The organism is Psychromonas sp. KJ10-2 (assembly GCF_047323255.1).
Classification (GTDB): domain Bacteria; phylum Pseudomonadota; class Gammaproteobacteria; order Enterobacterales; family Psychromonadaceae; genus Psychromonas.
In genome coordinates this window covers 1,637,796-1,652,757 of record NZ_CP178827.1, presented here as the reverse complement: position 1 = coordinate 1,652,757, position 14,962 = coordinate 1,637,796, and the positions used below count along the sequence as shown (strand labels likewise).

Annotated in this window: 11 protein-coding genes and 2 pseudogenes; 11 read left to right on the top strand and 2 right to left on the bottom strand. The window is 39.2% G+C overall.

Going from position 1 to position 14,962, the window contains the following annotated elements; all coding sequences use genetic code 11:
- Nucleotides 1-35: 35 nt before the first annotated feature.
- The 7 genes and pseudogenes from cobT to ACLKL2_RS07925 all read left to right on the top strand — a co-directional run bounded on the left by cobT (nt 36) and on the right by ACLKL2_RS07925 (nt 8,602).
- Nucleotides 36-1,090 (top strand): annotated as a pseudogene (gene cobT / locus ACLKL2_RS07955) (nicotinate-nucleotide--dimethylbenzimidazole phosphoribosyltransferase).
- Between the two features lie 47 nt (nt 1,091-1,137).
- On the top strand, nt 1,138-1,914 hold the full coding sequence (locus tag ACLKL2_RS07950) for an adenosylcobinamide-GDP ribazoletransferase (protein WP_413694003.1): 777 nt from the start codon (nt 1,138-1,140) through the stop codon (nt 1,912-1,914).
- 12 nt (nt 1,915-1,926) lie between these two features.
- Nucleotides 1,927-2,592: an alpha-ribazole phosphatase family protein gene (gene cobC, locus ACLKL2_RS07945; RefSeq protein ID WP_413694002.1), complete on the top strand. Its 666-nt coding sequence runs from the start codon at nt 1,927-1,929 to the stop codon at nt 2,590-2,592.
- Nucleotides 2,593-2,860: 268 nt separating this feature from the next.
- Nucleotides 2,861-4,303 carry a sodium:proton antiporter NhaD gene (gene nhaD / locus ACLKL2_RS07940; protein ID WP_413694001.1) on the top strand — a complete coding sequence of 481 codons (1,443 nt, stop codon included), beginning with the start codon at nt 2,861-2,863 and terminating at the stop codon, nt 4,301-4,303.
- An 804-nt stretch (nt 4,304-5,107) separates the two neighbouring features.
- On the top strand, nt 5,108-5,533 hold the full coding sequence (locus ACLKL2_RS07935) for a pilin (RefSeq protein ID WP_413694000.1): 426 nt from the start codon (nt 5,108-5,110) through the stop codon (nt 5,531-5,533).
- A gap of 6 nt (nt 5,534-5,539) precedes the next feature.
- Nucleotides 5,540-7,224 (top strand): annotated as a pseudogene (pilB, locus tag ACLKL2_RS07930) (type IV-A pilus assembly ATPase PilB).
- Between the two features lie 151 nt (nt 7,225-7,375).
- The gene (locus tag ACLKL2_RS07925; protein WP_413693999.1) at nt 7,376-8,602 is read left to right on the top strand and encodes a type II secretion system F family protein; all 1,227 of its coding nucleotides are present in this window, start codon (nt 7,376-7,378) and stop codon (nt 8,600-8,602) included.
- Nucleotides 8,603-9,694: 1,092 nt separating this feature from the next.
- Here ACLKL2_RS07925 and ACLKL2_RS07920 read toward each other — a convergent pair.
- The gene (locus tag ACLKL2_RS07920) at nt 9,695-10,378 is read right to left on the bottom strand and encodes a LysR family transcriptional regulator (RefSeq protein ID WP_413693998.1); all 684 of its coding nucleotides are present in this window, start codon (nt 10,376-10,378) and stop codon (nt 9,695-9,697) included.
- 211 nt (nt 10,379-10,589) lie between these two features.
- Here ACLKL2_RS07920 and ACLKL2_RS07915 point away from each other — a divergent pair, with 211 nt between their 5' ends.
- The 4 genes from ACLKL2_RS07915 (at nt 10,590) to ACLKL2_RS07900 (ending at nt 14,498) form a co-directional block, all read left to right on the top strand.
- On the top strand, nt 10,590-11,570 hold the full coding sequence (locus ACLKL2_RS07915; protein WP_113820599.1) for a TRAP transporter substrate-binding protein: 981 nt from the start codon (nt 10,590-10,592) through the stop codon (nt 11,568-11,570).
- A gap of 183 nt (nt 11,571-11,753) precedes the next feature.
- On the top strand, nt 11,754-12,254 hold the full coding sequence (locus ACLKL2_RS07910) for a TRAP transporter small permease (protein WP_413693997.1): 501 nt from the start codon (nt 11,754-11,756) through the stop codon (nt 12,252-12,254).
- A 59-nt stretch (nt 12,255-12,313) separates the two neighbouring features.
- Nucleotides 12,314-13,588 carry a TRAP transporter large permease gene (locus ACLKL2_RS07905; protein WP_113820601.1) on the top strand — a complete coding sequence of 425 codons (1,275 nt, stop codon included), beginning with the start codon at nt 12,314-12,316 and terminating at the stop codon, nt 13,586-13,588.
- A 160-nt stretch (nt 13,589-13,748) separates the two neighbouring features.
- Nucleotides 13,749-14,498: an aspartate dehydrogenase gene (locus tag ACLKL2_RS07900; protein ID WP_413693996.1), complete on the top strand. Its 750-nt coding sequence runs from the start codon at nt 13,749-13,751 to the stop codon at nt 14,496-14,498.
- Nucleotides 14,499-14,627: 129 nt separating this feature from the next.
- Here the strand turns inward: ACLKL2_RS07900 and ACLKL2_RS07895 are convergent, their stop codons facing one another.
- Nucleotides 14,628-14,918 carry a putative quinol monooxygenase gene (locus tag ACLKL2_RS07895; protein ID WP_413693995.1) on the bottom strand — a complete coding sequence of 97 codons (291 nt, stop codon included), beginning with the start codon at nt 14,916-14,918 and terminating at the stop codon, nt 14,628-14,630.
- Nucleotides 14,919-14,962: the final 44 nt, after the last annotated feature.

Genomic DNA, 14,962 nt, shown 5'->3' with positions numbered 1-14,962 from the left:
TAATTGATTTAAGTAACCTCGAGTAAGGAAGTTGTGTGTTTGATATTGTTGCCCCATTAGATAAAGTCAGCCAAGAGTTTGTTGATGCTTTACAAGAAAAAATCGACCTTAAAACTAAACCACAAGGTAGTTTAGGCCTATTAGAATCTGTAGCATTTAAAGTGGGGTTATTACAGCAAACTCTAACACCAAGCTTTACTCATCCGAGCGTAGTTATTTTTGCTGCGGATCATGGCGTGGCAGAAGAGGGCGTGAGCTTATTCCCACAAGTTGTTACTGAGCAGATGGTACTCAATTTTCTGCAAGGTGGCGCTGCCATTAACTGCTTTTCTAAACAACACAATATTGACTTAAAAATAGTTAATGCCGGTGTTAAGGCTAACTTCGACCATATTCAAGCCGATAACTTTATTAATCAGCCTATTACCTTAGGCACAGAAAATTTTGCACAGCATGCTGCGATGACTGAGCAACAATGTGAGGCGGCTATTGCACAAGGTGCTGACATTGTTTTACAGCAACATAAAGCGGGTTGTAATGTCATTGGATTTGGCGAAATGGGTATCGCTAACACTACGTCTGCTGCTGCTATCATGTCGGCACTATTATCTTTATCAGGTCAGCAGTGTGCTGGTAAAGGCACAGGTATCACTGACCAAACTGTGTTATCAAAAGCGAAGGTCATTGACCAAGCAATACAAGCGCATCAGTTACAAAATACCGATGCACTTACTGTGTTACAAAAAGTGGGGGATTTGAAATCGCCATGATGGTCGGTGCGATGTTAAAAGCCGCTGAACTATCCATGTTAGTATTAGTGGATGGTTTTATCGCTTCAAGTGCGGCACTCGTAGCCAGTGAAATAAATGAAAACTTTCTACAATATACGCAGTTCTGTCATCAATCTGATGAACAAGCACACCAATTGCTTTTAACTAATATGCAAGCAACGCCATTATTAAATTTAGGGATGCGTTTGGGTGAAGGTTCTGGTGTAGCGGTTGCGTATCCTTTGTTAGTGTCTGCATTAGCTTTTTTAAATGAGATGGCATCTTTTAATGATGCAGGTGTTTCGGACAGTGGTCAGTAAATACTCACTAACAGTTAATTGCACCAATGAATAAGGTTTAAATATAAATGAGGCAGGCAATCACTAAACAATGGACGTTATGCTGCTATGCATTGTCCTTTTTCTCACGTGTACCTGTCCCTGCTTCAACGGATTTTAAAGCTTACCCTTTTCATTTAGGGAATGCCTATTTTCCTTTTGTTGGTTTGTTGTATGCGTTTCTGTGCCTTTTAGCTTATTCATTTACTCACCTGTTTTTTGACGAAAGCCTTAGTGTATTGCTGATGTTAATAGTTGGGCTATTATTTACTGGCGCTTTACATGAAGACGGATTAGCAGATAGCGCTGATGGTTTTGGCGGGGGTTATAATAAAGCACAACGTTTAACGATTATGAAAGATAGCCAAATTGGTGCTTACGGTGTGATCGCGTTAATTATGCTGTTCGCATTAAAGTTAATCAGTCTCACCCAATTGGCTGAGTTAAGTAGCTCAACGCTGTTTATTACATTTGTTGTTGCTTCAGTATTAAGTAGAGCAAGTGCCTTGTTAATAATGCAATACAATCAATATGCAAGATTAGATGAAAGCAGTAAATCAACACAGTCTTCACAGGCTTTACCAAAGTCCTATTTTGTAACAACTGTCTTGTTAAGCTTATTGGTGCTGTTTTTGCTGCCATTCAGCACTGCTTTGACGGTTTTATGTTTGTTAATTGCTAATTCTTTTTTCTGGCAGCGATATTTTAATAATAGTATTGATGGTTACACTGGTGATTGCTTAGGATTATTGCAGCAGTTAAATGAGTTATTGATAGTGCTGATTTGTCTCGCGAGTTTAAGCTAAAGGTAGGAAGGTATGTCTGACACAAATCAAAACAACTTTCCTATTGCTCATAACATTTACCTAGTGCGTCACGGTGCGGTAAATTTATCTTCTGATATTTGCTACGGCCAGCTAGACTGTGAATTGACGGATAGTTTCGAAAAAGACCTGCAATCATTCATCGATTATTTTCAAAATAAGCAGTTAAAAACTGCAAATATGCAAATTATCAGTAGCCCTTTAAGTCGTTGCTTAAACTTAGCAAAGGGCTTACAACAAAGTCTTCAACTAACCTTTATTCCTTTAAAAATGGAGAATGCTTTTCAAGAGATTAACTTTGGTGAATGGGAAGGTAAAACCTGGCAATCTATCGGCCAACAAACCATCGAAGATTGGAATGCTGATTTACTCGACTATCAATTCCCCAAAGGAGAAAGTGCACGGCAGTTTGATTTGCGTGTTGTAACCGCTTGGCTTCAACTCAATGATTCTCTCTTGAGAGCAAAGCAAGCTCAAAATATTGTATTGATAACCCATGCTGGTGTTATTCGATCTATTCTTAGCCACTTCTTAAAAATCCCTTTAGATCATGCTTTAACCTTAAAAATAGATAAACTCAGCGTATCGACATTACGTGTTGTTCCACAACAAGCGAAATTATCACAATGCACGGCTATTAATCATATTTTAGGACAATAATTGAGGGTTTATTGATCTACTTTATCTTTTCTGTATTTGTTAAGCGTTAACATCGCCTCTACCTGCTTAAATTATTGCTCGAAAAAAGTTGGGTTATATAAGCTATCTATCTGATTAATTTTATTATTTTTGAAAATTTGAGCTTGTACAGTCTCAGGCTTCAAAGTTTTAATATTTAGCACTTTGTGAGCGTACATTACCAGTCAGAGCTTATGCTAGAATCGGGCGAAATTTAATGCTTCAATTTATTTACTTTAAGGAAAACGTAATGTTAAAGCTGCCCACACGACTCGGTGTCATATTGACCTTTTTTACCGTGTTCTTCTCTTCTAGTTTGTTTGCTAGTACCGGAGAAACCATTGATTTAACTTCACATGGCATTGGCTATGCGGCCATTCTATTTTTTGCCATTGCCTACTGTTTAGTGATGTTGGAGGATGTTATACACCTTCGTAAGTCAAAACCTGTGTTGGTAGCAGCGGGTATTATTTGGGGCATGATTGGCTTTTATTATTCTCAACATGGTATGAGCCATGATGCGGAAGCCGCTTTTCGTCATAACCTATTAGAATATGCTGAGCTGTTCTTCTTCCTGTTAGTAGCAATGACTTATATTAACGCTATGGAAGAGCGTCAATTGTTTGATGCATTGCGCGCTTGGATGGTTAACAAAGGCTTTACACTACGTTTGATTTTCTGGTTAACCGGCGTGTTAGCTTTCTTTATCTCGCCAATTGCCGATAACTTAACAACTGCACTATTAATGTGTGCAATTGTCATGAAAGTGGGTGGCAACAATAAAAAATTCATCTCCATTGCTTGTATCAACATCGTTGTCGCTGCAAATGCCGGTGGTGCATTTAGTCCCTTTGGTGATATTACGACTCTAATGGTTTGGCAAAAAGGCATGGTGGAATTCACTACCTTCTTTGCGCTATTTATCCCTTCTGCGGTGAACTACTTAGTACCTGCTATCATCATGAGCTTCTTTATCTCTAAGGACCAAGCAAAAGGTGACGGTGAAGTGGTGATCATGAAGCGTGGCGCTAAACGTATTGTTGGTCTGTTTTTATTAACTATCTTCTTTGCGGTCGCGGGCCATTCTTTCTTAGGTATGCCACCCGTATTAGGCATGATGACTGGGTTAGGTATTTTACAGTTCTTTGCTTTCTTCCTACGTAAAACGCAGAAAAACCATTATCAATTTGCCATGGCGCATACCGTGGATAAAAAAGAGCATGAGCGCCTTCGTGGTTTAGGTGATGGCGCACCTTTTGATATCTTCAATAAGGTAGCAAGAGCGGAATGGGATACTTTGTTATTCTTTTACGGTGTGGTGTTATGTGTGGGTGGTTTAGGATTTATTGGCTATCTAGGCATGATCTCTGAAGCCATGTACAGCAATTGGGATGCAACCTACGCTAATATTACCGTAGGTGTATTATCGGCTATTGTGGATAATATTCCTGTGATGTTTGCGGTATTAAGCATGGAGCCAGTGATGAGCCAAGGCCAATGGTTATTAGTGACATTAACTGCTGGTGTCGGTGGTAGCATGTTATCCATTGGTAGCGCCGCAGGTGTGGCATTAATGGGCCAGGCGCGGGGCATTTATACCTTTGGCGTACACTTAAAATGGGCACCTGTGATTGCATTAGGTTATATCGCAAGTATTTTTGTGCACCTTTGGTTTAATGCGGTGTATTTTTAACCTCTGAACACACCCAAGCCGTTGTATGCGGCTTGTTAGGATCCTTTTATGTAAATAACGTCAGCCATACTTAGTGCGAGGTAATTGGCTGACTTTAAATTTCAATAAAAGTGTCACGTTGTCGCTATAAACTGCTTTTTACCTTGCTTGATGATAAATAATTTATCCCAATGTGCCCATATAATGGGAGCTAGGTTGATTTATAAGATAAAAGTGAACTATTTTAAGCTGTTATTGATGATGATGGTTATTTAACCTTTACTTATCTATTAATAATTTGGTATAAATAATTCGTTTAAAGTGGGGGTGACTACTATTTTCTTAATGATGGTTAAGATTAAGTCATTGATAACGGCTTTTGACAATACAATGATAATAGTAAAAAGTAACTTTTTTGTGTAACGTAACATTATGTGACAATTAAACTGGTTTTTTTGAAAATAAAAACTATTTTATATACAGTCATTATAAATGACGGAACAACGATAAAGGGAACAAGACTGTAAGTGTCATCATGGTGAATAATTGCTAACTATTTAGTTGCTTAGGTAATTATTTAGTGAATCGTTATTAACTATAATGGCTGACCAGCAGTTGTTGCTAATTAATCGTTATTTTGGAAAATAACCGTTACAAAATAACAGTTACTAATATACAGCAAATTAACAGGATTATTTTTTAATGATAACTTAGCTTGTTAGCATCACTAACTGAGATAAGTGGGAAGAGAAAAATATAAGTTAAAAACCAATTATTGTTTGGTATACACTAAAACAATACTAAACAAAGCTTAAGGATATAAAAATGAAAAAAATACAACAGGGTTTTACATTAATTGAATTGTTAATCGTTATCGCGATTATCGGTATTCTAGCAGCAGTGGCACTGCCTGCTTATAACACATACACAGAAAAAGCTAAGTTTTCTGAAGTGGTTGTCGCTACATCTCCTCTGAAAAGTGCGCTAGAAGTTTGTGCTCAAGTTAAAGGTGCTGACCAATTGAGTTATGCATTATGCCCTGAAGCATCTGCTGCACAAGCAACAGCATCTGGCTATGTTCTAAGTGTCAAATATGATGGTGATGCGGAAGCTCCGTTAATCACTGCTATAGAATCTGGTGCTACAGCATCAGGTGGCGAAACTTATACTTTACAAGCAGATGTTGATGAAACTACAGGTAGAATTGAATGGACGACTGGCGGTTCATGTGTTGAAGCTGGTATCTGTTAATATTTAATGGCCATTCATAATATTAGCGGCTTGGCATCTAGCTTAGCCGCTCGTGGTTTACTTAATCCAGATAAACTGCAACAAATTACTACTTCCTCTATTTCTGAACAGAAAGCCTTAACCACTTATCTTGTTGAAAATAATTTCATTGATAGTGAAACGTTATTAAAGTTTTGTGTTGAAGAGTATGGTGTTCCTCTATTAGATATAGATAGTTTGAATATTGAAGAGATCTCTGAAAAATTTCTGCATGCCAAGCTAATAGAGAAGCATCATGTCTTGCCTGTCTATGCGCAACAAAAAACCTTGTATATTGCCATGGCCGACCCGACCAATGTCTCTGCGTTAGAAGACTTTGGTTTTAGCTTTAGTATGCACACTGAAGCCCTGTTAATCGAAGAAACGAAACTGACCGAAGTTATTGATGCTATTTTAGATGACGGCACCAGCTCTCTAGAAGATATGGGCAGTATCGATGATATTGAAGTTGATGAATCAGAGTCGCGTTTAGATGAAGCGCAGGCTGTCGATGATGATGCACCTATCGTAAAATATATCAATGGTGTATTACTGGATGCAGTGCGTAAAGGTGCGTCGGATTTACACTTTGAACCCTACGAAAAAAAATACCGTATTCGTTTCCGTGTGGATGGTATTTTACATGAGTTTGCCTCTCCACCGGTTAACCTAGCTAACCGCTTTTCAGCGCGCTTGAAGGTCATGTCTAAGCTAGACATCGCAGAGCGTCGTTTACCGCAAGATGGCCGTATTAAGCTGAAAATATCCAATAAACGTAATATCGACTTACGTGTCAGTACCTTACCCACCATGTGGGGGAAAAGATCGTAATGCGTATCCTCGATTCTTCGGCGGCGAATCTCGATATTGATAAATTAGGGTATACAGACGAACAAAAAGCCAAATACCTCAGCGCCTTAGCTAAACCGCAAGGTATGATCTTAATCACTGGTCCAACGGGCAGTGGTAAAACCGTTTCCTTGTATACCGGACTAAACATTTTAAATACCGTTGAGCGTAATATCTCAACAGCCGAAGATCCTGTAGAGATCAACTTAACCGGTATTAATCAAGTACAGATTAATAATAAAGCAGGCTTAAACTTTGCCTCTGCATTACGTTCGTTTTTACGTCAAGATCCCGATATTGTGATGGTTGGTGAGATCCGTGATTTAGAAACGGCTGAAATCGGTATTAAAGCGGCACAAACCGGACACTTGGTATTATCTACGCTGCATACCAACTCAGCGGCAGAAACCCTGACCCGTTTACTAAACATGGGCGTGCCCGCCTTTAATATCGCTTCATCGGTGTCCTTGATTATCGCACAGCGATTAGGGCGTCGTTTATGCAGTGAGTGTAAAGCGCCGCTAGAAATTTCAGACTCAGAATTATTGCATATTGGTTTTACTGAAGCACAACTCGCTGAAAAACATAATTTGTACCAACCTGTTGGCTGTTCAAAGTGTACCGATGGTTACAAAGGCCGTGTCGGTATTTATGAAGTCATGGAGATGTCTGAGCAATTAGGGCATATTATTCTTAATGAAGGTAACGCTATGCAGATTGCCGAGGCCGCACAGCAATCTGGTATGTACACCTTAAGACAGTCTGCCATCAAACAAGCATTAAATGGTATCACCAGCCTTAACGAAGTTACCCGTATCACCTAAAGGATCTGGAAATATCCCCCATTGCTTTTATAGGTTAAAAGCAATGGCGAAGCACTAATAAAGTAGAAAAAGTATAGTCAAAAAATATAAAAAATGAGATATAGCTTGTCTGTATTTCACTATATTAAATAACTTCATTAAGAGAATTTCCATGGCGAATAATAACACTATCATTGAGTTAAATACCTTTAGTTGGAATGGTATAAACCGTAAAGGGGCTAAGGTTTCAGGTGAGTTGCAAGGCGCTAGCCAAAATGAAGTCAAAGTAGAATTACGCAAACAGGGTGTGAGTGTTACTCGCATTAAAAAGAAGCCTAAATCACTGTTTTCCTTTGGTGATAAAGTTCAGCCAATGGATATCGCCATTGTGTCACGACAAATTGCAACTATGCTTAATGCCGGTGTGCCCTTGGTACAAAGCTTAGAATTAATCGCTAAAAGTAATGAAAAGCCTTCTCTACGTAAGTTGATGACCTCGATAGCCAATGAAGTGGCAACTGGTACGCCAATGTCGCAAACCTTACGCTCTTACCCAAGACACTTTGATGATCTGTACTGTGATCTAGTAGAAGCGGGTGAGCAGTCTGGTGCTTTAGATACCATTTACGATCGTATCGCTACCTATAAAGAAAAATCAGAAGCGTTAAAATCTAAAATTAAAAAAGCGATGTTTTATCCTGCAGCAGTTATTGCAGTGGCTTTTGTGGTTACTTTATTATTGCTGTTATTTGTTATCCCGCAGTTCCAAGATATTTTCTCTGGTTTTGGTGCTGAATTACCTGCGTTTACTTTGTTTGTATTAGGAATTTCAGATATTGTTCAAAATTATTGGTATCTAGTTATCGGTAGTGTGTTTTTAGCTATTTTCCTGTTTAAAAGAGCGCATCGAGGCAGTGAGAAAGTCCGTAATAATACCGATAAATTTGTTTTAAAGATTCCTGTTATTAGCCCTATTTTAGATAAAGCTGCCGTTGCCCGTTTTGCGCGTACTTTATCAACTACCTCAGCTGCGGGTATCCCTTTAGTTGATGCATTACTGTCAGCTGCTGGTGCTTCTGGTAACTATGTTTACAGAACCGCAGTGCTTGCAATGCGTACCGAAGTAATGGCCGGTATGCAAATTAATGTGGCCATGAAAACCACCGATGCTTTTCCGGACATGGTGTCACAAATGGTCATGATCGGTGAAGAGTCGGGGGATATTGATGGCATGTTAGCGAAGGTCGCGGATATCTATGAACAACAAGTTGATGATGCGGTAGATAGTTTAACCAGTTTATTAGAGCCGATGATCATGGTGGTATTAGGTGTTGTTGTCGGTGGTTTAATTGTTGCCATGTATTTACCTATCTTCCAACTAGGTAGTGTTATTGGTTAATCATCGTTATGTGATTAAACAAACCATTGAAATGAAGAATAAAAAGCGAACTTAACCGTTCGCTTTTTTGCTCTTGTAGGGAGTGCTTTTCTGCACTTTGTTTAACAGCTTCAGTTTATTTATGAACGTTACGTGAATTAGCCGGCATGTTTAGGGTTTTGCTGCACTCTGTTTGCCTTAGTATTTTGGTATTGCCGTTTCAATATTAGTATGCGATGACTCGCATACACTGCAGGCTGAAGCCAGCGCCCCGAATATCAAGCTTTGCTTGATAGCTACCACAATTTACAAGTGATGTTCAATGTTGTTACTGTGTTTTGCTGCAGTCTATTTGCCTTAGTATTTTGGTATTGCCGTCTTCAATATTAGCATGCGATGACTCGCATACACTGCAGGCTGAAGCCAACGCCCCGAATATCAAGCTTGGCTTGATAGCTGACACAATTTACAAGTGATGTTCAAAATTTTTATGATTACGTTATTTATCAAACTTACGAAATGTATTTTGACCTTGGGGCGCTGGCTTTAGCCTGCTTGTTTTGGTGTTGTTATTTTTTTGCTGCAGTCTGTTTACCTCAGTATTTCATATTGCCATCTTCAATATCAGTATGCGATGACTCGCATACACTGCAGGCTGAAGCCAGCGACCCGAATATCAAGCTTGGCTTGATAGCTGTCGCTACTTATTAGTGATGTTCAATCTTGTTATTGTTTTTTGCTGCAGTCTCTTTTGAGCATTGTTGTTTTTAATATTAATATCAGTATGCGATGACTCGCATACACTGCTGGCTGAAGCCAGCGCCCCGCATATCAAGCTTTGCTTGATAACTGCCGCTTCTTATTAATGATGTTCAATGTTGTACTAGTTCAAACAATGAAATATATGTTTATCTGATTGGCATGAATTGTAGATAAAGTCCCAGGTGAGTTTGAGGTCTTTGAACTGGTGTAAGTCTTTGCTGGTTGATATCCAGAGTTCTCTGGAGAGTGACAGACTGGGTAATACCTGAATGATGTCGCTATCATCATAGGCAACAAAATGCGGCAGAATCCCTAATCCTAAACCTGACCTAATGGCTTGGCTTTGTGTGCCTATCGTGGTGGACTTATAAACGAAGCTGGCGGTGGGGGAGATCTCTTTTGGTACTTGAGCTGCTTGGTAAACACTTGTTCTTCGATGTAACCAATAAAAGGGTGGTTTTTTAGGTCAGATTTAGCCTTAATAACTGGATGATTCGCCATGTAGTCTTTACTAGCAAATACGCCAAGTGTGTAATCTGCTAGTTTTTTCTGAATGATGTTTGAGCCATGTTGCGGCCCAACAGTGATACTGATATCTACTTTACCGCTAGTAATAAAGGTATTGCTGGCTAATGAGATAAGCTCTACGTTTATCTCTTGCTCTTGCAACCAACGTGGTAAACGACTGGCTAAATAATAGTTACTAAATCCCTCAGTCACTCCTATTCGAATGGTAGATCGAGTTTTTAATTCATTACGATATTTTTCATTGGCCAGCAGTAGGGTACTTTCACACTTTTCTGCATAAGGCAGTAGGTTTTCACCTGCTTTAGTGAGGTGGAACCCAAGGTTATTTTGATAAAACAGTTTAGTGCCCACTGATTTTTCTAACTGTTCTATGCGATTGGCAATCGTGACATGAGAGCATCCTATCTTTTGCGCGGCAGAAGAGAGTCGTCCATAGCGTTTTAAGGCGATGAAATACTTTAGATCATTCCAATTTATTGATAATAAATCCGGGCTATCATTGCTCATTTATCATCCTTGTATAATGAGGAATTGTTTACTTTTAAAGCAAATAAATCCTATCGATTGTAAATTTTTTAACACCTACTGTAAACAAACCTCTATTGTTTTTAAGTTGCTAAGGGGCTAATTTGAAACTATCAAAAGACAAACACAGAGCTGATGTTTGTTTTTTCTTCGCAAGATTAACTGGACTTTAACTGAAGAACGATAGGGAAATATGATGAAAAAAACCATACTAGCAGCATTGACATTATTCATGAGTACGTCAACCTTGGCGGCTGAATTTAACTTCACCTTTGCACATGTTCTGAGCGATCAAACACCTAATGGGAAAGCTGTACGTGCTTTTGCTAAAGAGGTAAATGAAAAATCTGATGGGCGCATCAATGTGATGGTGTTACCCGCAGGACAACTAGGCGGTGATGTTGAAATCATTGAACAGTTGCAAATGAACATGGTACAAATCGCTATCCCACCTACGGCAACGCTAGGGAACTTTGAGCCTCGAGTACAAATTTTAGATTTACCTTTCTTACTGCCTTCTAAACAAGTGATGAAAAAAGTATTAGATGGTCCAACCGGTCGTAAAATACTAGATACTTTAGATGGGCATGGCATGCATGCGATTAACTTTTGGGGTGCTGGTTTCCGTCATATGACTAACAATGTACGTCCTATCACTAGCCCTGATGACTTAAAAGGGTTGAAGATGCGTACTATGCAATCACCAATCTTATTAAGTACTTACCGTAACTTTGATGCTAACCCAACGGCTATGGCTTATTCAGAGGTGTATAACGGTTTACAACAAAGTGTGATTGAAGGGCAAGAAAACCCAATCGCTAATATTACTAGTAAACGTTTTTACGAAGTTCAAAAGTACATGACCTTAACCTCAAATGCTTATCATGGTTACGCGGCCATTATGAATGATAAGGCTTGGGCTTCTTTACCAGATGATTTAAAACTGGTGATGACGAATGCATTTAACTACGGGCGTGATCTATCACGCGACCTAACGGATCAGTTAGAAGCTGATGCGTTGGATAATATTAAAAAGCACACCGAAGTGACCGAGCTAACGCCTGAGCAAATACAGGTGTTTGTTAAAGCCAGCTTACCTGTTCACGAAGAGTTCCGCGAAACAATTACCTCTGAACTATTAGATGATGTTTACACGGATATTAATGACCTATAACTAGCTGAATTGGATGTTTTTTTACTCAGTTACAGTAAACATCATCCCGTAACAGCAATCATCAAATTAATCATTAATTAAACCATTATTGCGCTTGTTATTTATAGTAATGGATAACAAGCGATAATCACCAGTCGTTATATTAATAACCAAGCTTTATTCATAACGTGTAAGGAGGAAGATATGTTTGAACTAATCAGTAAGTATTTGGATAAAATAGAAGGCTTTTTTATCGCGAGCATACTCGCAGTCGCTTCACTATTAACCTTCACACAAGTATTTTTTCGTTACGCGTTAAATGATTCTATTTTTTGGGCTGAGGAAGCGGTTTTATATTTGATTATTTCAATGAGCTTTCTGTCCACCAGTTTGGGAGTAAGAAAAGGGTCACACATCACCTTAGATTTATTAAAGTCATGTTTGCCACCTTTTCTTATTCCTTTTTTTATTGTGATCTCCTCCGTCATTGGCATTGCCTTTGCTATCGCACTGTTTTATTACGGTGGAAACCTTTTCCTTAATACCCTTGACCGTGGACAACTTTCACCTGCACTAAGGATTCCGGTGGCATCTGTTTATGCCTTTATTCCGGCTACTGCATTGCTGCAAGTGTTCCGCTATACACAGATTATTCATGCCGTTGTAACAAAACAGCCAATACATAACGAGTCTCCTCAACAGTAAGTTTGTCGGTCGCTAATAAACGCTCATCTATGCGCTTTTTTATACAGTAAGGTTTTCACATGATCATGTTTTTGTTAATTATTTTCTTCATTCTATTACTGCTGGGTTTACCTATTTATGGCTCCCTTGCCTTCTCTGTTGTGGGGGCTATGGAAGTAACCAATACAATGGATCCAACTATCGTACCGATGCGCATGTTCTCCGGTATGAATAACTTTTCATTGATGGCTATTCCATTTTTCATCTTAGCAGCTGAGTTAATGCGAGTAGGCGGGTTATCTGCGCGATTGATTAAACTAGCGCAAGTGTTGATTGGTTGGGCGCCTGGCGGCTTAGCGTCTGCTGCCGTACTGTCCTGTTTATTCTTTGGCTCTATTTCAGGGTCAAGTCCAGCAACCGTGGTTGCCATTGGTAGCATCATGTTTCCTGCGTTAGTAGCGGCAGGGTACAGCAAACGCTTTTCTATTGGTTTATTAACCACAGCTGGCACCTTAGGGCCTATTGTACCGCCAAGTATCGCCTTGATTATTTATGGTTCAGTGACCTCAACCAGTGTTGGACAACTGTTTGCAGCGGGGATTTTACCTGCGCTGTTATTGGGTGGCTTAATCATTGTTTATTGTATGGTTTACTCAAAAATTAAAAAATACCCTAATGCGCCTTTTCCAACCTTTAAAGAGGTAGTTGCTGCCTTTAAAGGCTCTGCGTGGGGATTAGGTTTACCAACTATTTTATTGGGTGGTATTTATAGTGGTGTGTTTACCGCTACTGAGTCTGCTGCGGTCGCTTGTGCATACGGTTTGTTTGTTGGCATGTTCATTTATAAACAAGTGAATGCAAAAGCCCTATGGGAAATATTGCAAACGACGGGCTTAACTTCGGGGTCATTATTGTTGATTACTGCTGGTGCTTCTGCCTTCTCATGGTTACTAACTATGACTGGTTCTGCCTCTCTTCTAGCGAACTCAGTGCTGTCATTAAGTGATTCTTCTGTGGTGATCACCGCCTTGTTAAACGTGATCATGTTGATTGCTGGTTTCTTCTTAGACAGTGTGTCAGCGATTATTGTATTAGCACCATTGATGTTACCAATAGCTACCGATGTCGGCATTGATCCAGTTCATTTTGGGATTATCAATCTAGTGAACTACTCAGTGGGTATGATCACACCACCTGTTGGCTTAAACTTATTTGTTGCCGTGGCTATTTCAAAAATGAATCTATTAGAGATCTTCAGAGGTTGTATTCCTTTCTTAACCATTATGATCATCGGGTTAGTGATTATCACTTATGTGCCATGGTTAAGCTTGGCTATACCTAGCCTGTTGTATTAAGGCAGGCTAAAAGAATCAATCAAAATTACGCTAATTAAATCATTGCTATATATATTTAACAAAGGGTTACAATGAAACAGACACGTACATTAAAAGTTGGCATTATTGGATTAGGCGCGATTGGCCGTGAAGTGGCTAATCGCATTGAAACAGGTAATGAGTGGGTGAAGCGCAATTAGTTTCCTTATTGTGCAGAGATAAAACTAAACATATTGCCTTGAGTGAGGGACAATCTGAACACTTTAAGTCGATTATTACCGATGATATTGATGACTTTTTTGCAGCCAAGCCTGACATTGTAATAGAAGCTGCTGGGCAACCCTCATTAAAGCATTATGGTGAAATGGTATTAGCTAAGGGAATAGATTTGTTAGTGTCTAGCATTGGTTTATTCACAGACGATCAAATTTTAGGTGAATTCATTAACACTGCAGACCAATCAGGTGCAAAAATTTTACTCTCAACGGGTGCCTTACCGGCTGTAGATTGGATGTCAGCCGCTTCGTTATCTGAAGTTAATACCATTGCGATCACCCAAACTAAACCTGTTGCATCATGGAAGAATACACCAGCAGAAGAGTTTGTGGACCTTAATTCAATTGAAGATAGTACCTGCTTTTTTGAAGGAACTGCCCGTGAATCGGCAAACCTTTTCCCTAAAAGTAGTAATATAAGTGCCATGCTTGCGTTGGCAACCATCGGTTTAGATCAGACAAAAGTGAAGCTAGTGGCTGACCCAACCAGCGATATTATGAACACCTATATCGACTTCGATAGCACGGTAGGTAAGTTACAAGTTAATTGGCAAGGTGTACCGTCAATTGCGAATCCAAGCACTAGCGCTGATGTCCCTCTTGCGATTGTTAAATGTATTAGAAACCTATCTTCATCGATTAATTACGGCGCTTAATCAAACGAGCAGCTGATAATGCGTTTATGCTAAAGTTATAGAACAAAGGGTAATATAGCGGTTATTATCATTTAATAACCGCTATATTGGTTATTGGCGGTGGTTACTGAGTGCGATTAGTATTAACGATTAACTGATATCACTCATCTCACTGAGACTCACACTCTCAATACACCCTTCCGTTGCTGCTTTGTAATTTTTAATATTTTGGTGATGCATATGCGCTTGCCACAGAGTACGAGACTCCCAAGTTTCATAGAACAAAAAGTGCAGGGGATTATCATTGTCTTGATGGAGTTTATATTGGATACAACCTTGCTCATTTCGTGTTGCTTGAGTTAGTTTTAGCAGTTCATCTTTGACCTGGTCGAGCTTACCTACTTTAACAAAAATATTGGCGGCAATAGTCAGTTCAGTCATTTGCATCTCCTTTATGGTTTACTCGATTGTGATATTAAATCACT